The sequence below is a fragment of the Enterobacter cloacae genome (genome assembly GCF_011078175.1).
Lineage (GTDB): Bacteria > Pseudomonadota > Gammaproteobacteria > Enterobacterales > Enterobacteriaceae > Enterobacter > Enterobacter cloacae_Q.
The window spans coordinates 383,539-403,103 of record NZ_JAALCJ010000002.1 but is presented as its reverse complement, the minus strand read 5'-3'; the positions used below and the strand labels follow the sequence as shown (position 1 = coordinate 403,103).

17 protein-coding genes and 1 tRNA gene are annotated in these 19,565 nt (G+C 55.6%); 11 read left to right on the top strand and 7 right to left on the bottom strand.

Features of this window, described 5'->3' with window-relative positions:
- The first annotated feature begins 2 nt into the window (after positions 1–2).
- Positions 3–524 carry a fimbria assembly protein gene (gene sfmF, locus G6Q29_RS06125; protein WP_165464925.1) on the top strand — a complete coding sequence of 174 codons (522 nt, stop codon included), beginning with the start codon at positions 3–5 and terminating at the stop codon, positions 522–524.
- Between the two features lie 49 nt (positions 525–573).
- Here sfmF and fimZ read toward each other — a convergent pair whose 3' ends face one another.
- The 3 genes from fimZ to G6Q29_RS06110 all read right to left on the bottom strand — a co-directional run bounded on the left by fimZ (position 574) and on the right by G6Q29_RS06110 (position 3,419).
- Positions 574–1,206: a fimbria biosynthesis transcriptional regulator FimZ gene (gene fimZ / locus G6Q29_RS06120; RefSeq protein WP_048210506.1), complete on the bottom strand. Its 633-nt coding sequence runs from the start codon at positions 1,204–1,206 to the stop codon at positions 574–576.
- Between the two features lie 809 nt (positions 1,207–2,015).
- The gene (locus tag G6Q29_RS06115; protein WP_165464924.1) at positions 2,016–2,732 is read right to left on the bottom strand and encodes a helix-turn-helix transcriptional regulator; all 717 of its coding nucleotides are present in this window, start codon (positions 2,730–2,732) and stop codon (positions 2,016–2,018) included.
- A gap of 24 nt (positions 2,733–2,756) precedes the next feature.
- Positions 2,757–3,419, bottom strand: coding sequence for an EAL domain-containing protein (locus tag G6Q29_RS06110; RefSeq protein WP_165465085.1), 663 nt, complete (start codon positions 3,417–3,419; stop codon positions 2,757–2,759).
- Between the two features lie 303 nt (positions 3,420–3,722).
- On the opposite strand from G6Q29_RS06110, the gene G6Q29_RS06105 reads away from it, so the two are divergent.
- The 5 genes from G6Q29_RS06105 to pheP all read left to right on the top strand — a co-directional run bounded on the left by G6Q29_RS06105 (position 3,723) and on the right by pheP (position 10,276).
- Positions 3,723–3,799, top strand: a tRNA-Arg gene (locus G6Q29_RS06105).
- A gap of 224 nt (positions 3,800–4,023) precedes the next feature.
- Positions 4,024–4,299 carry a DUF1471 family periplasmic protein YahO gene (gene yahO, locus G6Q29_RS06100; protein WP_165464923.1) on the top strand — a complete coding sequence of 92 codons (276 nt, stop codon included), beginning with the start codon at positions 4,024–4,026 and terminating at the stop codon, positions 4,297–4,299.
- A gap of 201 nt (positions 4,300–4,500) precedes the next feature.
- Positions 4,501–6,684 carry a TonB-dependent receptor gene (locus G6Q29_RS06095; RefSeq protein WP_165464922.1) on the top strand — a complete coding sequence of 728 codons (2,184 nt, stop codon included), beginning with the start codon at positions 4,501–4,503 and terminating at the stop codon, positions 6,682–6,684.
- Positions 6,685–6,811: 127 nt separating this feature from the next.
- Entirely contained in the window at positions 6,812–8,785 is a 1,974-nt protein-coding gene (locus G6Q29_RS06090; RefSeq protein WP_165464921.1) for a PhoX family protein, read from the top strand.
- Positions 8,786–8,887: 102 nt separating this feature from the next.
- A complete protein-coding gene (gene pheP / locus G6Q29_RS06085; protein WP_165464920.1) occupies positions 8,888–10,276 on the top strand; it encodes a phenylalanine transporter in 1,389 nt (462 codons plus the stop codon).
- A 167-nt stretch (positions 10,277–10,443) separates the two neighbouring features.
- On the opposite strand, the gene G6Q29_RS06080 is transcribed toward pheP, so the two are convergent.
- Together G6Q29_RS06080 and G6Q29_RS06075 are read right to left on the bottom strand one after the other, a co-directional pair.
- Positions 10,444–10,743 carry a helix-turn-helix domain-containing protein gene (locus tag G6Q29_RS06080; RefSeq protein ID WP_165464919.1) on the bottom strand — a complete coding sequence of 100 codons (300 nt, stop codon included), beginning with the start codon at positions 10,741–10,743 and terminating at the stop codon, positions 10,444–10,446.
- Complete coding sequence (locus G6Q29_RS06075; RefSeq protein ID WP_023332294.1) at positions 10,731–11,093, bottom strand: type II toxin-antitoxin system RelE/ParE family toxin; 363 nt, start codon at positions 11,091–11,093, stop codon at positions 10,731–10,733. The genes G6Q29_RS06080 and G6Q29_RS06075 overlap by 13 nt, the downstream gene beginning before the upstream one ends.
- Positions 11,094–11,298: 205 nt before the next feature.
- Here G6Q29_RS06075 and G6Q29_RS06070 point away from each other — a divergent pair, with 205 nt between their 5' ends.
- The 4 genes from G6Q29_RS06070 to G6Q29_RS06055 all read left to right on the top strand — a co-directional run bounded on the left by G6Q29_RS06070 (position 11,299) and on the right by G6Q29_RS06055 (position 15,757).
- On the top strand, positions 11,299–12,534 hold the full coding sequence (locus tag G6Q29_RS06070; protein WP_165464918.1) for an MFS transporter: 1,236 nt from the start codon (positions 11,299–11,301) through the stop codon (positions 12,532–12,534).
- Between the two features lie 15 nt (positions 12,535–12,549).
- Positions 12,550–13,575, top strand: coding sequence for a sugar phosphate isomerase/epimerase family protein (locus tag G6Q29_RS06065; RefSeq protein ID WP_165464917.1), 1,026 nt, complete (start codon positions 12,550–12,552; stop codon positions 13,573–13,575).
- Complete coding sequence (locus tag G6Q29_RS06060) at positions 13,568–14,710, top strand: Gfo/Idh/MocA family protein (RefSeq protein ID WP_165465084.1); 1,143 nt, start codon at positions 13,568–13,570, stop codon at positions 14,708–14,710. The genes G6Q29_RS06065 and G6Q29_RS06060 overlap by 8 nt, the downstream gene beginning before the upstream one ends.
- A 75-nt stretch (positions 14,711–14,785) precedes the next feature.
- Complete coding sequence (locus tag G6Q29_RS06055; protein ID WP_045344575.1) at positions 14,786–15,757, top strand: LacI family DNA-binding transcriptional regulator; 972 nt, start codon at positions 14,786–14,788, stop codon at positions 15,755–15,757.
- Here the strand turns inward: G6Q29_RS06055 and G6Q29_RS06050 are convergent, their stop codons facing one another.
- Both G6Q29_RS06050 and G6Q29_RS06045 read right to left on the bottom strand, forming a co-directional pair.
- Positions 15,758–17,002, bottom strand: a complete 1,245-nt coding sequence (locus G6Q29_RS06050; RefSeq protein ID WP_165464916.1) for a mechanosensitive ion channel family protein — start codon at positions 17,000–17,002, stop codon at positions 15,758–15,760.
- Between the two features lie 67 nt (positions 17,003–17,069).
- Positions 17,070–18,506, bottom strand: a complete 1,437-nt coding sequence (locus G6Q29_RS06045) for an MFS transporter (protein ID WP_165464915.1) — start codon at positions 18,504–18,506, stop codon at positions 17,070–17,072.
- Between the two features lie 107 nt (positions 18,507–18,613).
- Here G6Q29_RS06045 and G6Q29_RS06040 point away from each other — a divergent pair, with 107 nt between their 5' ends.
- The gene (locus G6Q29_RS06040) at positions 18,614–19,483 is read left to right on the top strand and encodes a helix-turn-helix transcriptional regulator (RefSeq protein WP_148384863.1); all 870 of its coding nucleotides are present in this window, start codon (positions 18,614–18,616) and stop codon (positions 19,481–19,483) included.
- Positions 19,484–19,565: the final 82 nt, after the last annotated feature.

Here is a 19,565-nt window from a genome sequence, read left to right as displayed (position 1 = left end):
GTATGCGAAACGGGATGCGGTGGTTAGCCGTCGCGCTATTAGCGCTTTGCCCCCATGCGCATGCAGAGACGGCGCTTGGGGAAATTAACATTCAGCTTTATGGCAATATTGTCGATTTTACCTGTGTGGCAGAAGGGGACGACAGCAATAAAACCGTCACGCTCGGCACCTGGCCCACGAAACAGCTCCGCACAACGGGAAGCCGGACGCAGCCAGTGCCGTTCACCCTGAAGCTGACCGGATGCCCTCCTGGGGCGGCTTCGGTCACGTTTACGGGGAAGGTGGACGGGCATGATAACAGCCTGCTGGCGCTGAATGATGCCAGCGCGGCCAGCAACGTGGCCGTGGAGATCCTCGATCGGGATAAAACGCGCCTTGCCTTGCAGCAGGCCAGCCAGACGGTGTCGGTAGATGCACAGGGAAATGCCGAATTGTCGTTTTATGCCAATTATATTGCCACGGCGGATAATCCACAGCCGGGCCGGGCAGATGCTGATGCAACGTTTATGATTAATTATAATTAATCGGATACACTCTCCCTGTAACGGTTATACGTGCAGGGAGAGTGAAGGGTTACAGTAATTCGTGCGCTTTCGCGTAATCAATTAATTCAACGATGCTTTGCACGCCCAGCTTGGAAAAGATATTAGACTTATGGGCACTAATTGTTTTGTTGCTAAGTAATAATTGATCCGCAATCTCCTTATTAGATAATCCGTTCGCCAGATATCGCAGAACAGTCACCTCACGATTTGATAATGGCATATCCACAGCAGCCCCTGTCCGGGAGCCCAGATGGTTTATAAAACTCAATGTTTCTGAAGGGAAAAAAGAATAGCCCGTCAGAATCATTTCCACCGCGTTATAAATTTCCCCCAGATCTTTTCGCTTACTGACAAAACCATTCGCCCCCGCGCGGATGGCACGCCCTGCATAGAAGGCTTCAGATTTTGAAGAGAGGAAAAGAACCTTAATCTCTTTATTTAAGTTTCTGATTCTTTTTAGTAATACAAAGCCATCCGTCCCCGTCATTTCAATATCAAGAATGACCAGATCAATGGGATGGTTGCGTATACAGTCAAGTACTTCGTGGCTGTCGCCTGACTTCAGTTTGACCTGAATGTTTTTATTTTTCTGTAGCAGGACTTCTATCGACATTCTGACGATAGGGTGTTCGTCCATAATGATAACGGATGCCGGTTTCATTTTTTATGCCTCAGATTGTTAAAAGCGTTATGCTGAGTTTTGTTAAAACTCTCGAAAAGCCGGAAGGATAATTGCGCAGATCCTTGTACGGTAAATGTCCCTGGGAAGAGCGAAAGCATCCTTGTTTACGTAGTAGTGATATCAATGCCTCAGCGCAGTTATCTTATAAGGCTGGTTATGGCAAAATGATTTTTCTTATTCGCGTGTCAAACACGTCTTATTATACCGTTTAAGTATTGTCCGAAAAGCCTGTAAATTAATATCTATATATTGCTGATTATTATCTTCTGGATCTGAATCGCTAGCTTTTTAAAATTAGCAAAAATGTCCTGATATTGCATTTACTACACACTTTCATCTTTATGTAATAACAAAAAATAAACGATCTTACTGTATGTTGATCAAATGTTAACAATCCGCAGGTTGTGTCAGCCTGCGTCCCGCCAGTCCACCTTCCCTGAAATCCACTGTTTCGTGCGTCATCTGCCCGTTTCAAACGTCTCATGACACATTGCCGATCCTTACAACAGAACAGCACTATCTGCTGTTTTCTTCACCTCTCATCGCATTCTTTTACAGGTGAATCGCTTGTTTTTACACCATTATCATCCTGTTAACGGAAGCGCCAGAACCTTAACGCATGGATAAAAGCACTCTCATTGAGCGTGCAGGCAGCATTTCGCATGGTTTAAGGTTGAGAATTAGGAATAGTTATAAAATCGAAAGTTTTGTTAAAAAGCACAAAAATTTAACATATATCCTAAGTAATTTCTTAAAGATCTTTAGGAATTAAGGGGTTACTGAATACGTTAATACGTGAAATCTGAGAGGTTGTTGAGAAGATGGAGCAACTCCTGACGATGATTCAGACCAAGTTTCGCCAGGATACAGCTGAGACGGTAAATAATGCGGCTGTAAGGGCGGTTCTGTAACTGCGCGATCTGGCGCAAAGAGCAACCCTGCGACAACGCCTGTAAGATCGGCCATTCATCCCGGGAAAACCACTCTTTCCGGTGAACGGCAGGGAAGGGGGCTTCCAGCAAAGCTTGTTGGATAGCCAGCGCTGTAAGCTGGCGTTCAAGCACATGAAAAGGGCCAGCTGCTTTACAAAACAGGCGAGCATCATAATTATCGGCGCGAACGAGCAGGTAGGGAGTCAGATAGGGGGCGAACAGGCTGTGGCGGCGTAATCGGTCCAGCAGGTCAATGAGTGGCGAGGCGCGGCTCTCAATGTCGACCACCAGACGCGATGAAGGCCAATGATTTAAATCACTGAGCGCGGCGTCCAGCGTGGAATAGTCGCAGCAATTACTCAAGGGCGACTGCCCGCTCAGAAAACCGGAACGGAAAAAATTATCCTGTGTGACCAGAATGATAAAGGGAGCATCGGTTTTGCGGGTCTGGTTGATTGACTGGCTCAAATATTCGAGACGATCAAAAAATGGGAGAGCAAAAGGCGAGTGCGTAGAACCCAGTGAATCACTTCCTGTCCGACGACGCCGGTAACGGCGCACTGTCATTCGCATAGCTTCCCTCTTGGCGATGACCGTTCAGTCCTCCTGCCATCTCCAGGATGGCCAATAATATCCCTGACCGAAGCGGGCGCCAGCCTGAAGCGCACATGCACGATCCCATTCTGTTTCAATGCCTTCAATAAGCACATTTGCAGCGATTTTTGAACAAAGTGTGACCAGCTGTGTCAGCGCCGGCGTTGCACGTAAACGCCAGAATGCGATTTTATCGATTTTTATTCCGCTTAACGGCAGGCGGCAGGATAAAAATGCACTCCCTGACGCTTCATCAATATCATCCAGCCAGATCCGGTGTCCCTGCGTGGTCAGTTGCTGAAGCGCACAACTCACCCTCAGACCTGCCGGGTCTGAGAGTGAAAAGAACGAGGCAGGCTCCACGAGTTCAATGTTCAGCGGTGGGCTATTCAGTTGCAGCAAACGCTGGAACATTTCCGGTATGGTCAGAACGGTTATCGGCAAATTTATGAAAAGGTTGTCACAGGGGATGGGGTTTTTTAACGCTGCGATCTGTGCTTCCAGCAGCATAAGCGCCCGGGCGGGGGACCCGTCGCGGAAAAAGGCTTCACTTTGCTGATGCGGCGTCAGCACGCTGAGCACTTCGGCCCCTATCGTGCGCGAAGAGGAGAGGGCGACAATGGGTTCAAGCTTGATGCCTTGAATGTCGCGCGAGATGTGCTGCACGCGCGAAGGGAAATCCGTCTGGTCTGGCGCTGTCACTCCGTCGTCCTGTTCACTTCCAGCCTCCTGGCGGCCGGGATACCGCAGGACAGTGTGAAGGCGAAACAAACAGGAAAACAGCAGGCGTTACTTAAAAGCGGCTAAGCCTTTTCGCAGCCCGTAAAAGAGGGATAAATGTTGAAAAAATAGCCGTATTTACAAACAGCTAGTCATTATCGCCAGAGAAGGAGGAAAAGGCATTGACTCACTACGCATTGACCGTATAATTCCAGGCGTTTCACCACCGCGAAGTACTCTCTTCTCCGTGCGCCCTTAGCTCAGTTGGATAGAGCAACGGCCTTCTAAGCCGTAGGTCGTAGGTTCGAATCCTACAGGGCGTGCCATTAAATTTCACAGATTTCTGCCTGCATGACGTCCTGCTGATTTCCCCCATGAAACACACACCACGTTAATGGCGTTAACGCACATTTTTCTCAGCGCAATTTACTGTTATAACAGTATTTTTCTTTCGCTGTGGCAATTTTGCTATTCCTCTACCATGCTCATAACACCTCACTCCCACTGGTGGGGCTTTTGTAGTTGCTGATTAATCTCAAGGAAAAAGTTTATGAAAAAAACGACTGCTATTGTGATGGGCGCTGCATTTCTGTTTACCACCAATGCCTTTGCGGCTGAACTGCTGACGAAAAACGAGTTTGAGAAAGTTGAATCACAGTATGAAAAAATAGGTACTGTTAACACTTCCAATGAAGTATCGGTAGATGATGCGAAAAAAGAGCTGATCGAGAAAGCCGATAAGCAGGGTGCTGATGTGCTGGTGCTGACTTCCGGTAATACCAACAACAAGATCCACGGCACTGCCGATATTTACAAGAAAAAATAATCGCTTAGCACCCTCCCCTGTTTGGGGGAGGGCTGCGCTCCATTTCTCCTGTCATCATTGTCTCTTTCCTCTTCTGCTCAGAGATGTCCATTGCGACTTGATTACGTATATATAATGCGTATAGTTCTCATTTGCATTTTCTTTTAATAAATATAATGCCCGACAACGGGTCATTTTTTGCGCGCACGTTAAGAGCTCATTATGAACAACACCACAATGCACAAAACGCTGCTGGCGATTGCCATCGGCGCGGTTACCCACTCCGCGTTGGCGGCGGATGAGAAAAAAGAGGATACCATCGTCGTCCAGTCCACGGCGGGGAGTGATTTCAAACCCGGCGGCGACCAGCTGGTACCTGCCTTTCTCGACGGACAGGTGGCGAACGGCGGGCGCATGGGGATGCTCGGCCAGCAGAACGCCATGGACGTGCCGTTCAACATCATCAGCTACACCTCAAAGCTGGTGGAAGATCAGCAGGCAAAAACCATTGCCGACGTGGTTGCTAACGATGCAGGGGTGCAGTTCGTTCAGGGTTACGGCAACAGCGCGGAGACCTTCCGCATTCGCGGCCTGAAGTTTGACGGCGACGACATGACGTTTGGCGGCCTGTCCGGCGTGCTGCCGCGTCAGGTGGTGGATGCCCAGATGGTCGACCGCATCGAGATCTTCAAAGGGGCTAACTCCCTGATGAACGGCGCGGCAAGTTCGGGTGTGGGCGGGATGATCAACCTTGAGCCAAAACATGCGGGCGACACCCCGCAGGCGAAAGTGGGCGTCGACTACACCTCGGATTCGCAGTTTGGCACCACGCTGGATGCGGGCCGTCGCTTTGGCGATAACGACCAGTTTGGCGCGCGGGTGAACCTTGTGCATCGTGAAGGCGAAACCGGCGTACCGAACGACCGCCGCCGCACCACGCTGCTTTCTACCGGTCTGGATTACAAAGGCGACCGTTTCCGCACCTCGCTGGATCTGGGCTATCAGAAGAAAACCTTCCACGGCAGCCCGACCAGCGTCAACATCTCGGCGGTGGACTTCGTGCCTGAACCACCGAAAAACGATCGCAACTTCTCGCAGAAGTGGGCCTACAGCAACATTGAAAACGAGTTCGGGATGTGGCGTAGCGAGTACGACATCACCGATAGCTGGACCGCCTATACCGGTCTCGGCGCGCAGCACGCGCACGAAGAAGGGATCTACAGCGCGCCGAAGCTCCTCGACAAAAGCGGCAAAGCCACGGTCAGCCGCCTCGATACCAACCGCATCAGCGATTCCGTCAGCGGCATGGCGGGCATTCGCGGTAATTTCAATACCGGCTTCGTCTCGCACAAGGTGAACGTCGGGTATTCGGCAATGACCAAAAACGAAAAAATCGCGTGGAAAATGTCGGCCGCAGCGGATAACCCGACCACCAACATCTACCACAACACCGGCGTTGCTATGCCGGACAGCACCAACTTCAGCGGCTCAGGCGGTAAATACAGCGATCCGCTGACCAGCGGGCGCACCCGCACCCAGGGCTGGCTGCTGAGCGATACGCTGGGCGTGCTGGACGACAAACTTCTGTTCACCGCGGGCGCGCGTCATCAGAAAGTGGTCATCCGCGGGTATAACAAAATTACCGGTGCGGAAAACGATGCGGACGGCTTTGACGGCAGCCGCTGGATGCCAACCTACGGCGTGGTTTATAAGCCGTGGGAGGAAATCTCTCTCTACGCCAACCACACCGAAGCGTTGCAGCCCGGTGAAAGCGCACCTCGCTCAGCAAACAACTACGGCCAGAGCACCGGTATCGTTCACTCTAAGCAGAACGAAGTGGGCGTGAAGGCGGATTTTGGTCGCGTGGGCGGCTCTCTGGCGCTGTTTGAGATCAAAATGCCGTCGGCCATCCTCGACGACAGCGGTCATTACGGCCTGGACGCTGAGCAGCGTAACCGTGGCGTGGAAGTGAACGTCTTCGGCGAGCCCATGCTCGGGATGCGTCTGAACGCCAGCGCCACCTGGCTACAGGCCGAACTGACCAAAACCAAAAATGGCGTCAATCAGGGTAATGATGCCATTGGTATTCCGAACTTCTACGCCGTGCTGGGGGCTGAGTACGACATCAAGCCGATTGAGGGCCTGACCGCCACCGCACGCGTTAACCACTCCGGCACGCAGTATGCCGATCTCGCGAACAGCAAAAAGCTGGACAGCTACACCACGCTGGATCTGGGCATGCGCTATCGCTTCGCGGTAAACCATAATGAAAACCAGATGACCGTGCGCGCGGGTATCGACAACGTGACCAACGAAAACTACTGGGCCAGCGTGGACGATTCCGGCACCTACATTACGCAGGGCGAACCGCGTACCTTTAAGGTCTCGGTTGGCTACGAGTTCTAAGCGTTCCACCTCGTTATCCGGGGCAGGGACGCCCCAATCCCGTTGTTATCGTGTTATAAAATTGTAACAAAAGCTTCTTACACTGGTCGCCAATACCTTACCTCTTGGCCAATGACAGGAAGCCACTATGGGCAGACCCCTCAAATCCGTTTTTAAAAAAGAACATCGCGACGACATCACTAACCGCAGCGCTAACCCTATATTCTCCGAAGTTGCAGAGGTTTTCCTCTCCCGACGCCGTTTTCTCCAGATGGGGGCCGTCGCGGGTGCTGCCGTTTCCTTTCCCTTTTTGATCAAACCTGAGAGCGCCGTTGCCGCGGTATCGAAGCCGTCCGCGCTGGCAAAAGCGGTGTCGCTTGGGTTTACCAGCATCGACGTCTCCACAGAAGATACGGTCAGGGTGCCGGAAGGCTATATTGCCCGTCCTTTCTATCGCTGGGGTGATCCGACGGGGATCAAAAATAATATGCCGGCGTTTAAGTTGGACGCCAGCAACACCACGGATGAGCAGGCCGTGCAGGCGGGGATGCACCACGACGGCATGGCGTGGTTTAGCCTGCCGCAGGGGGAGCAAAACCCGGAGCATGGCCTGCTGGCGCTGAACCATGAATACATCGACAACGGGATGCTGTTTACCGACGGTACGGCGAACTGGAGCCTCGACAAAGCCCGCAAGGGGCAGAACGCGATGGGCGTGTCGGTGGTGGAAGTGAAAAAAACGGGCAGCGGCTGGGAGGTGGTGCGTCCGTCTTCCTTCGCCCGGCGTATTACCGTCAATACCCCGATGCAGCTTACCGGCCCGGCGCGGCACCAGAATTTAATGAAAACCGCCGCCGACCCGCAGGGGGAACGCGTGCTGGGCACCATGCAAAACTGCGCCAATGGCCATACGCCGTGGGGGACTTATCTTACCTGCGAGGAGAACTGGTCGGACATTTTCGTAAAAAAAGCCGAGCTTAACCCGCTGGAAAAACGCTACGGCATCAGCGACAGCGATGAATCGTACCGCTGGAACGAGGTGGATGAGCGGTTCAGCGTCGATAAAACCCCTAACGAGCCTAACCGGTTTGGCTGGGTTGTAGAGATTGATCCCTACGACCCGACCTCCACTCCGCGCAAGCACACTGCGCTCGGCCGCTTCAAGCATGAGGGGGCAGCCGTTACGCTCGCGGCCGATAATCGCGTGGTGGTCTATATGGGGGACGATCAGAAGTTCGAATACATCTATAAATTCGTCTCGGACAAAAAATACGATCCCGCAAACCGCGAAGCCAATATGCAGCTGCTGACATCCGGTACGCTGTACGTCGCCAGGTTCAACGAAGACGGGAGCGGCGACTGGCTGCCGCTGATCTTCGGGCAAAACGGCCTGGATAAAAGCCACGGTTTCGAAAGCCAGGGCGATCTGCTGATTAAAACCCGCCTGGCGGCAGACGTGGTGGGCGCGACAAAAATGGATCGCCCGGAGTGGATAGCCGTCGATCCGCACGCCAGCGGCAGCGTTTACTGCACGCTCACCAACAACAGCGATCGCGGGAAAGAGGGCAAAGCGCCCGTCGATGCCGCTAACCCGCGTGCCAGTAACGTGTTTGGTCATATTATGCACTGGCACGAAGAGGGGGCCGATCCTGCTGCCGCACGCTTCAAGTGGGATATACTGGTCATGGCCGGGCGCACAGACAGCGACGATCCGAAGTCTAAAGGCTCTATGCAGGGCGCGGCATTCGGCAGCCCGGATGGCCTGTCGTTCGATCATCAGGGCGTTCTGTGGATCCAGACCGACGTCTCTTCCAGCACCATTAACAAGAAAGCGTACGAGGGAATGGGCAATAACCAGATGGTGGCCACCATTCCGGGCACCAACGAGTATCGCCGTTTCCTGACCGGCCCGCGCGGGTGTGAAATTACCGGCATTGCGTTTACGCCGGACAACCGGACGCTGTTTATCAATATTCAGCATCCGGGGGAGGGCGGGGATGATATTACCGACCCGGGCAATCCGCGTGCCGTCTCCAACTGGCCAGACGCCAGCCCGAACGGACGCCCGCGTTCGTCAACGGTGGTGATCGTCAAAGCGGACGGCGGGATCATCGGCTCGTAACGTTTATCCGCCGGGCGCATGCGCTGGCCCGGCGTTAAGCTTGCTACCACCAGCATGAAGTGTTAAAACGTGCCCCTTCTAAAAAAGAGACAGGGGTAGGGCGTGAAAGACGCGTCATCCGCTTCAGGCCATGGTAGCGCTGAAGCCACGTCGGATCAGAATCCGACGCTGCAACGTGGTTTGCAAAATCGACATATTCAGTTAATTGCTCTCGGCGGCGCGATCGGTACCGGGCTGTTTCTCGGCATCGGCCCCGCCATTCAAATGGCTGGCCCTGCGGTTCTGCTGGGGTATGGCATCGCCGGGGTTATCGCCTTCCTGATCATGCGCCAGCTTGGCGAAATGGTCGTTGAAGAGCCGGTGTCAGGCTCCTTCGCACACTTTGCCTATAAATACTGGGGCCCATTCGCAGGCTTCCTCTCCGGCTGGAACTACTGGGTGATGTTCGTGCTGGTGGGGATGGCCGAACTAACCGCCGCAGGCATCTACATGCAGTACTGGCTCCCGGATATTCCGACGTGGATCTGGGCGGCTGCTTTCTTCATCATTATTAACGCCGTTAACCTGGTTAACGTACGCCTGTATGGCGAAACCGAGTTCTGGTTTGCGCTGATCAAGGTACTGGCGATTATCGGGATGATCGGCTTTGGCCTGTGGCTGCTGTTCTCCGGTCACGGCGGCGAGCGTGCGAGCATCGACAACCTGTGGCAGCACGGCGGCTTCCTGGCGACCGGCTGGAAAGGGCTGATCCTCTCGCTAGCGGTCATCATGTTCTCCTTCGGCGGGCTGGAGCTGATTGGCATCACCGCGGCTGAAGCGCGCGATCCGCACAAAAGCATTCCGAAAGCGGTCAACCAGGTGGTGTACCGTATCCTGCTGTTCTATATCGGCTCGCTGGTGGTGCTGCTGGCGCTCTATCCATGGGTAGAAGTGAAATCGGACAGCAGTCCGTTCGTGATGATTTTCCACGATATGAACAGTAACGTGGTGGCCTCGGCGCTGAACTTCGTCATACTGGTGGCGTCGCTGTCGGTCTACAACAGCGGGGTTTATTCCAACAGCCGCATGCTGTTTGGCCTCTCCGTACAGGGCAACGCGCCGAAGTTCCTTACCCGCGTCAGCCGTCGCGGCGTGCCGATCAATTCGCTGTTCCTTTCCGGTGCGATTACGTCATTCGTGGTGCTAATCAACTACCTGCTGCCGAAAGCGGCGTTTGGCCTGCTGATGGCGCTGGTTGTCGCCACGCTGCTGCTGAACTGGATCATGATCTGCCTGGCGCACCTGCGCTTTCGCGCGGCGATGCGCCGCAAGGGGCGCGAGACGCAGTTTAAAGCGCTGCTTTACCCGGCAGGGAACTATATCTGTATCGCGTTCCTGGGGCTGATTCTGGTGCTGATGTGCACGATGGATGAGATGCGTCTCTCAGCGATGCTGCTGCCGGTGTGGGTGGTGTTCCTGTTTATTGCGTTTAAATTATCCCGTAAAAAATGATCTGCTTTTCTCCCTCTCCCCGTGGGAGAGGGCCGGGGTGAGGGCACCAGACCGCACCTGCCTTCACGCCCGGTGGCGCTGCGCTTACCGGGCCTATTTGTTCGTGGCCGTTATTATTTTGTAGGCCGGGTCAGGCGAAGCCGCCACCCGGCTTTGAATGTGCAATATCAAATCTGAAACGCTATTCGTTTCCCATTCGGTAACGTCACATCAATGCTCATTTCACCGCCGAGCGCACTGACATAGCGTTTGAGTGTTGAAAGCCGGGGATCGTTTCCCGGCTGTTCGATTTTTGCCACAGTTGGTTGTTTTACCCCCATTGCCGCGGCCAGTTCTGTCTGCGAAATATTGAGCTCTTCCCGCAGTTGGTTCAGGGCAACAACTCTGCGTATTACATCAACTTTAGCCGCAATACGCTCCTGACTTTCCGCGCTCTGATGTGCCATGAGTTCTTTTAGCGTTGCCATATGGCCTCCTTATCCGCCAGATGTCTGCTGTACTCAACGTCAGCCAGCGTAATCATTTCGTTATAAAACCGTTTTTGATTGCAACCGGTTTTGTCTCCAGCACAGAGCACAATTGCCTTACGGTCAGGATCAAAAGCAAAAAAGGCTCTGATGGGATTTCCCGCATGTTGAATCCGTAATTCCTTCATGTTCGCATAGGCTGAAGCCTTCACAGTATCTACGTATGGCCGCCCAAGCGTTGGGCCAAACTCAGCAAGAATATGCATCATCGCCAGCACATCTTCTTTTAATGCTGTTGTTTGTTCAAAGTACCATTGATCAAATCTGTCCGTTGTCTCGACATTCCACATCGTTTCTCCTTTAGCTTCCTGGCTGCATAATTTTATAGCCTATTGGCTATAGTGACAATCAGAACGCCTCGTTTTGTCATACATCGACCTTTATCGTGACACCCCTCCCAATTCTGTTTTGATCCACAGGATCTTTATTTTGTAATCGATTACTTTTCATTTGAACGAATTTGTAATCGATTACTTTTTCCGGGTGAGGCTTATCATGGTGTCAACTGAAAGTAGTGAAAAGGCGATAACACAGCATCGGCTGCTGGTGCCGCGTCTGTCGCTGATGATGTTTCTGCAATTTTTTATCTGGGGTAGCTGGTCGGTCACGCTTGGCCTGGTGATTACCCAACACAATATGTCTCTGCTGATTGGCGACGCGTTCTCCGCCGGGCCTATCGCCTCCATTCTTTCGCCGTTCGTGCTCGGGATGCTGGTGGACCGCTTCTTCGCCTCGCAGAAGGTGATGGCGGTGATGCACCTCGCGGGCGCGGCGATCCTCTGGTTCGTGCCGGGGGCGCTGATTGCCGAGAACGGCGCGCTGCTGATTGGCCTGCTGTTTGGCTACACGCTCTGCTACATGCCGACGCTGGCGCTGACCAACAACATCGCGTTTCACAGCCTGGCGAACGTGGATAAAACCTTCCCGGTGGTGCGGGTGTTCGGCACCATCGGCTGGATCGTGGCGGGAATTTTCATCGGCGTCACCGGCGTGGCGTCCAGCGTCACCATCTTCCAGGTGGCGGCGGTCAGCTCCGTGCTGCTTGCTCTCTACAGCCTGACGCTGCCGCACACGCCTGCCCCGGCGAAAGGTCTGCCGGTGAAGGTGCGCGATCTCTTTTGTGCCGATGCCTTTGCGCTGCTCAAAACCCGCCATTTCTTTGTTTTCTCCGTCTGCGCGATGCTGATCTCCGTCCCGCTTGGCACCTATTACGCCTACACCGCCTCGTATCTGGCGGATGCCGGTATTGCCGACGTCAGCACCGCCATGTCCTTCGGGCAGATGTCTGAGATCGTCTTCATGCTGGTCATTCCTCTCCTGTTCCGTCGCCTGGGCGTGAAATATATGCTTCTGATCGGCATGCTGGCGTGGTTCGTGCGTTATGCCATGTTCGCGCTGGGCGTGAGCGAGGAAGGACGCATTCTGCTGTATCTCGGCATTCTGCTGCACGGCGTCTGCTACGATTTCTTCTTTGTTGTCGGCTTTATCTATACCGACCGCGTGGCGGGTGAAAAGGTGAAAGGCCAGGCGCAAAGCATGATCGTCATGTTCACCTACGGCATCGGCATGCTGCTGGGCTCTCAGATTTCCGGCGCGCTTTATAACCGTCTGGTGGCCGGGCAGACCGTGCCGCAGGCGTGGGTCACATTCTGGTGGATCCCGGCGGTGGCAGCCGCGGCGATCGCGCTGATTTTCCTTCTCACGTTTAAGTATGACGATGACAAGGCGTAACGTTCAGGAGGGGGTATGAGGACAATGAAAGGACCGGGCATTTTTCTGTCGCAGTTTATTGGCGGGGAAGCACCCTTCAACACGCTCGACGGGCTGGCAGGGTGGGCGGCGGGGAAGGGTTACAAAGCGGTGCAGATCCCCTGCAATCATCCGCACATTTTTGATGTCGAAAAAGCGGCAGAGAGCCAGGCCTACTGCGATGACATTACCGGCAAGCTGGGCGCGCACGGGCTGGTCATCAGCGAGCTGTCGACCCATCTGGAGGGGCAGCTTGTGGCGGTAAACCCTGTTTACAGCGAGGCGTTCGATCACTTCGCGCCCGCCGCCGTGCGCGGTAATGATACGGCTCGTCGGGCATGGGCAACGGAAAAGCTGAAGCAGGCGGCGGTCGCCTCCGCCAGATTGGGCCTGAAAGCGCACGCCACCTTCTCCGGCTCGCTGGCGTGGCCGTTTTTCTATCCATGGCCGCCGCATAACGAGCAGCGTTTTCAGGCGGCATTCGAGGAGCTGGCAAACCGCTGGCGACCGATTCTGGATACCTTCGACGAGCAAGGGGTGGACGTTTGCTTTGAGCTGCATCCGGGTGAAGATCTGCACGACGGCGTAACCTTCGAGCGTTTTCTGGCGCTGGTGAACTACCATCCGCGCTGCAACATTCTCTACGATCCGAGCCATATGCTGCTCCAGCAAATGGACTATCTGGCCTTTATCGATATCTACCATTCGCGCATTAAAGCGTTCCACGTGAAGGACGCGGAGCTCCGCCCCAGCGGGCGCAGCGGCGTCTACGGCGGCTACCAGCCATGGATCAACCGCGCCGGACGTTTTCGCTCGCTGGGCGACGGGCAGATCGACTTTAAAGGCATCTTCAGCAAGCTGACCCAGTACGACTACGACGGCTGGGCGGTGCTGGAGTGGGAGTGCTGCCTGAAGGATGGCGATACCGGCGCGAGTGAAGGCTGCGAATTTATCCGCCGCCACATTATTCCCGTTTCCGGACGGGCGTTTGATGATTTCGCCGCTGGGGGTAGCCATGATTAACGTCGGGATTATCGGCAGCGGGTTTATCGGCCCGGCGCATATCGAGGCGCTGCGGCGTCTCGGCTTTGTAAAGGTGGTTGCGCTCTGCGACGGCTCGCTTGTTAAGGCGCAGGAAAAGGCGCGCCAGCTAAACGTGCCGCACGCGTACGCCAGCGTGGAAGAACTGCTCGCGCACCCCGATCTGCACGTAGTGCACAACTGCACGCCGAATCATCTGCATGCCGAAATTAACCGCAAGATCCTGCGCGCGGGCAAGCACGTGTTTTCCGAAAAGCCGCTGTGCATGACGCCGGACGAGGCGCGCGAGCTGGTAGCGCTGGCGGAGCAGGCGGGCGTGGTGCATGGCGTGAGTTTTGTCTATCGCCAGTTTGCGATGGTGCGCCAGGCGGCGAGCATGATGCAGACGGGGACCCTCGGGCGGCTGTTTGCCTCGCACGGCAGCTATTTACAGGACTGGATGCTGCTGGAAACCGACTACAACTGGCGGGTGGATGCCGCGCTCGGCGGCGCGTCGCGGGCGGTGGCGGATATCGGCTCCCACTGGTGCGATACGGTACAGTATGTGACCGGCAGGCGCATTACCGAAGTGATGGCTGATTTATCCATCGTCTGGCCGACGCGCAAGGCCAGCGCGGGCGGTCATCAGACCTTCTCCCATGACGAGCAGGCGGAGTATGAAGACAAACCGGTCACTACCGAAGACTTTGGCTCGGTGCTGTTTCGTTTCGACGACGGCAGCAAGGGCAGCTTTAGCGTCTCGCAGGTGAGTGCGGGGCGAAAAAACCGCCTGATGTTTGAAATTAACGGCAGCGAGCAGTCGGTGGCGTGGGATCAGGAAATCCCCCAGCAGCTGTGGATCGGCCATTGCTCCCGGGCAAACCAGATGCTCAGCGACGATCCGGGCCTGATGAACCGTGATGTGGCCGACAGCGCCCACTTCCCCGGCGGGCACATTGAAGGCTGGCCGGATGCTTTTAAAAATATGATGGTGCAGTTTTACCGTGCCGTGCAGGCGGGCACGATGCCGGATCGCCCTGTGTTTGCGACCTTCCACGATGGTGCCAGCGTGATGTATATCATTGATGCAATTGTGAAAAGCCATCAGCAGCAGCGCTGGGTGCGCGTGGAACCCTGACGCATTGCCCGGTTCGCCGGGCAACCAATTTATGGTAGCCTGCACAAAACGCTAACCGCAGGATGTATCGTCGCTATGTCAATTCAGAAAATCGCTCAACTCGCCGGGGTATCCGTGGCAACGGTCTCCCGCGTGCTGAATAACAGCGATACCGTGAAGGCGAAAAACCGCGAGCGCGTTTTGCAGGCGATCCAGGAGAGTAACTACCAGCCCAATCTGCTGGCGCGTCAGCTGCGCACCGCCCGCAGCTATATGATCCTCGTGATGGTCTCGAACATCGCCAACCCGTTCTGTGCCGAAGTGGTGAAGGGCATCGAAGCCGAGGCGGAAAAGAACGGCTATCGCATTCTGCTGTGCAACTCCGGCTCGGACATCGAGCGCTCACGCTCGGGCTTAAGTCTGCTGTCCGGCAAAATCGTCGACGGCATTATCACCATGGATGCGTTCTCGAAACTGCCGGAGCTGGCCGCGCTAATTGGTAACGCGCCGTGGGTACAGTGCGCCGAATACGCGGATGCGGGTGCGGTGTCCTGCGTGGGGATTAATGACGTTGATGCCTCACAGCACGTTGTTAGCCAGCTTGCAGACGGGGGACGCAAACGCATCGCGCTGATTAACCACGACCTCAGCTACAAATATGCCCGTCTGCGCGAGCGGGGCTATAAGAGCGTCATACACCTGCGGGATCTGGACTATCAGGCGGTTGAGTACGCCAGTGAGCTTAGCTCCGGCGCGGGTATGGCGGCGATGCAAAACCTGTTAAAAGCAAACCCGCCGGACGCGGTGTTTGCCGTTTCCGATACGCTGGCGGCGGGGGCGTTGCGCGCCATTCAGCAGGCCGGGCTGCGGGTGCCAGAAGATATCGCGGTTGTTGGCTTTGACGGCACCGAGCTGGCGGAGATGATTTCACTCACCACCATTGAACAGCCGTCGCGGGATATCGGGCGCAAGGCGGTCGATCTGCTCTTGAATAAAATCGATAACCCGGATGCGCCCACGGAAAGGGTGATGATGGACTGGCGCTTTATTTCCCGCGCCAGCGCCTGATTATCTGGCGATAACGCCTGCCAGCGAGCGAATATCGTTTCCGGTTGGCGACTGGTGAATGCGCAGGCCAAATTCATCCACCACTGCGAAAATATGGTCGAATATATCGGCCTGAATATCTTCGTATTCCGCCCAGATCACCGTGTTGGTAAAGGCATATATTTCAATCGGCAACCCGTTGGCATCCGGCGCGAGCTGGCGCACCATTAGCGTCATATCTTTACGAATACGCGGGTGGTTACGCAGATATTCATTCAGGTAGGCGCGGAAGGTGCCAATATTGGTCATCTTGCGCAGGTTTAATACCGATTCCCCTTCGCCGTTCTGCTGATTCCACAGGTTAATTTCCTCATGACGCGCGGCCAGATACGGCTTAAGCAGCTTCGCCTGGATCAGCTTCTGCTGCTCCTGCTCGTCAAGAAAATGAATGCTGGTGGTGTCGATATTCAGGCTGCGCTTGATGCGGCGACCACCGGAGGCGGACATGCCGCTCCAGTTGATGAACGCATCGGACACCAGCGCCCACGTCGGAATCGTGGTGATGGTGTTATCGAAGTTGCGCACCTTAACGGTGGTCAGGCCGATATCCGTTACCGTCCCGTTGGCGCCGTATTTCGGCATCTCCAGCCAGTCGCCAAGCTTGAGCATGTCGTTGGCGGAGAGCTGAATACCGGCCACTAAGCCCAGTATCGGGTCTTTAAAGACCAGCATCAGAACGGCAGCCATCGCACCCAGGCCGCTTATCAGAATGGCGGGTGACTGGCCGATCAGCAGGGAGATAATTAATATTCCCACCAGAATCGCGCTCACCAGCTTGATGCCCTGGAATATCCCTTTCAGCGGCAGCTGTGAAGCGGTGGCCATTTTCTGCGACAGATTGAATATCACGTCCAGCAGCGAGAAGAAGGAGAGCAGGGCATAAACCATCACCCACAATTTCGCGCAGGTGGTGAGTAATTCCGCCGCTTCGCTGCCTTTTTGCAGCCACAGAACCGCCTGGACGTTAACGATTATCCCCTGAAGGGTAAACGCCAGACGGTGAAATAACTTGTTCTGCGTAATGATCTGCAACCATAAATGGCTGCTGGCCCGGGCGCGTTTCTCGAATGCGCGCAGCACCACTTTGTGCAGAATAAAATGAACGATGAGGGCCGTAAGAAAAATAATACCAAAGATAATCACTAAAGAGGTGGTGTGATTAATTTCAATCCCTAACTCTTCAACCTGAGCAATTAATTCCTGCATAACGTCTCCTGTATTGATGCAGCCCCATAATGGCGGCTGCGGATCTATTATGCAAACTGAGGCAGTTTTATTTTGTCGCCGGACAGGCCTTGACGACCGGTAAACACAGACGATGACGCATACGCAGCGTGGCCAGCGCCAGCACCCCCATCATGGCCGTTTCCACCATCAGGAAGACGTTGACCGCCTGGGGGTAATCACCGTGATGGTTTTGCAGCCCGTGCAGCAAAATCGCGCCGAAAATGGCCGGACCAAGCCCCAGCGCAGCCTGTTGCAGCGTGCTTAAAATCGCGCTCGCGGCCCCCGCGTCGTCAGGCTGAATATCGCGCATCCCGATACGGTAGAAGCTGTTTACAATCAGCGCCTGCCCGTAACCCACCAACCCGGTGGCCGGGGCCAGCGTCAGCGCGGTATTCTGCATTCCCCAGTGACGGAACGTGGCGATCAGCGCCACCAGCCCGACAAGCTGAATCGCAAGACCGGTCAGCAGGATGGCGCTGGTGCTATAGCGGGCAATCAGGCGTGGGGCGAACCAGGCAGAAATAAAATAGGTGACGCCGAGCGCGATAAAGCTGTTCCCGGACTGCCACGGCGCCATTCCCAGACCGCTTTGCATGGTCAGCGCCATACAGAACATGAACCCGGACCAGACGCTGAAAAAGAGTATTCCGATCAGCACGCCAAACCGGATGCTGCGCAGCTGCAACAGGCGCGGCGCGATAAGCGGATGGGCATTCTCACGCTCTTTTTTGCGCGCGTTCAGCACCATTACAAAGACCAGCGGCACAATCGCCAGCAGTGCAGCCTTCAGCGGCCACGACCAGTGCCACTGCGGGCCGAGCGCCATCGGGAACAGCAGGCAGCACAGTATCGCCGTCAGCAGGATCGTGCCGCTCCAGTCAATGCGCGACGGCGTATCGCGGCGGGTTTCCGGCACGTAGCGACGGCTCAGCGCCAGCACCACCAGACAAATCGGCACGTTAATAAAGAAGGCGTTGCGCCAGCCCAGCCCGGCGATGTCCGCCGACACCAGCCAGCCGCCGCCCATCTGGCCGACGATAAACGCAATTCCGCCGATCCCCCCGAACAGGCTGATCGCTCTGGCGTGTGCCGTTCCTTTTAACGTCACATGCAGCGTCGCGAGAATTTGCGGCATGATCAGCGCGGCGCCCGCGCCCTGAATAATGCGCGCGCCAAGCAGCTGTTCGATATTGCCCGCCATGCCGCACAGCAGCGAGGCCAGGCCAAAGATCGCCACGCCCCACATGAACAGGCGACGGCGGCCAAGGTTATCGCCCAGCTTGCTGCCGGGGGCCAGGCAGACGGCAAAGGCCACGCCGTAGAGGGCGACGATCAGCTCCAGCTCGGTGGCGGTGGCGTATAACGACTGGGTGATGGAATCCAGCGCCACGTTGGTGATTGAGGTATCAATCAGCGGCAGCATCTGGCCGGTTAACAGCACTATCAGGCCCGCTCGACCCGGTGAAACAACTGACGTATTCATGGTGACTCCATTGCGTCAAACAGCGTAGAGTCGTAGCATCAACCATCTGATAAACGGGTACCAGTTCCTGGTTATACTGGTACTGGCACTACCATGCAGGAGATGTTATGGCGCTGATGTCTGAACCTGTCACCTCTCTCCAGGATGACACCCGCAAGCAGCTGGGCGCGTTTTTGCGTGCCCGGCGCGAAAGCCTCGATCCGCAGCGGCTCGGCTTACCGCGCAGCGGCCGCCGCCGCACGCCGGGCCTGCGGCGAGAGGAGGTGGCGATGCTCGCGGACGTTGGCGTGACCTGGTACACCTGGCTGGAACAGGGGCGGGACGTCAATCCGTCCAGCGCGGTGATGGCCGCCATCGCAAAAGCGCTGCAATGCACCCCGACCGAAGCCCGGCATCTTTTTGTGCTCGCCGGTTTGCCGCCGGGCGAAGCCCCGCAGGCGGTGTGCTGCGAGGGGATCAGCGAAGGCACGCGTCGCCTGCTGGATACCCTGATGCCGAAACCTGCCAGTATTCAGAAACCGAATTTCGATATCGTGGCGTGGAACGACAGCTTCGGCCACCTGATGGGCGTCGATTTCAACGCCATCCCGCCGGAAGATCGCAACTGTATTTACCTGTTCCTCACCCATCCGGCGTGGCGCGCGCGGCTCGGCAAACGTGACGACGTGCTGCCGATTTTCGTCTCCTACTTCCGCGCGGCCATGGCTGAGCACCGGGGCGACCCGCTCTGGGAAGCGAAGCTGGCGCGTTTTTTTGCGGTGTCCGAAGAGTTCAAAACCCTGTGGCACCAGCGTAACGACGTGCGCGGCGTGGAGAACCAGCTCAAGCTGTTCACCCATCCCGAGCTGGGGGATTTTCATCTCCAGCAGATGTACTGGTACTCCGCGCCGCGAAACGGATCGCGGCTGCTGGTCTATTTACCCGTGGATGAGGCTGGGGAGAGGGCGATGGACTGGCTGGCGGAGCAGGGTAAATAAATTTTTTGCGAGGCGTTTTCAGGGAATAAGAGCTGGCTCTGCTAAGCGGATGAAACAGGTATAAGGTGGCGTTTAACGTAAA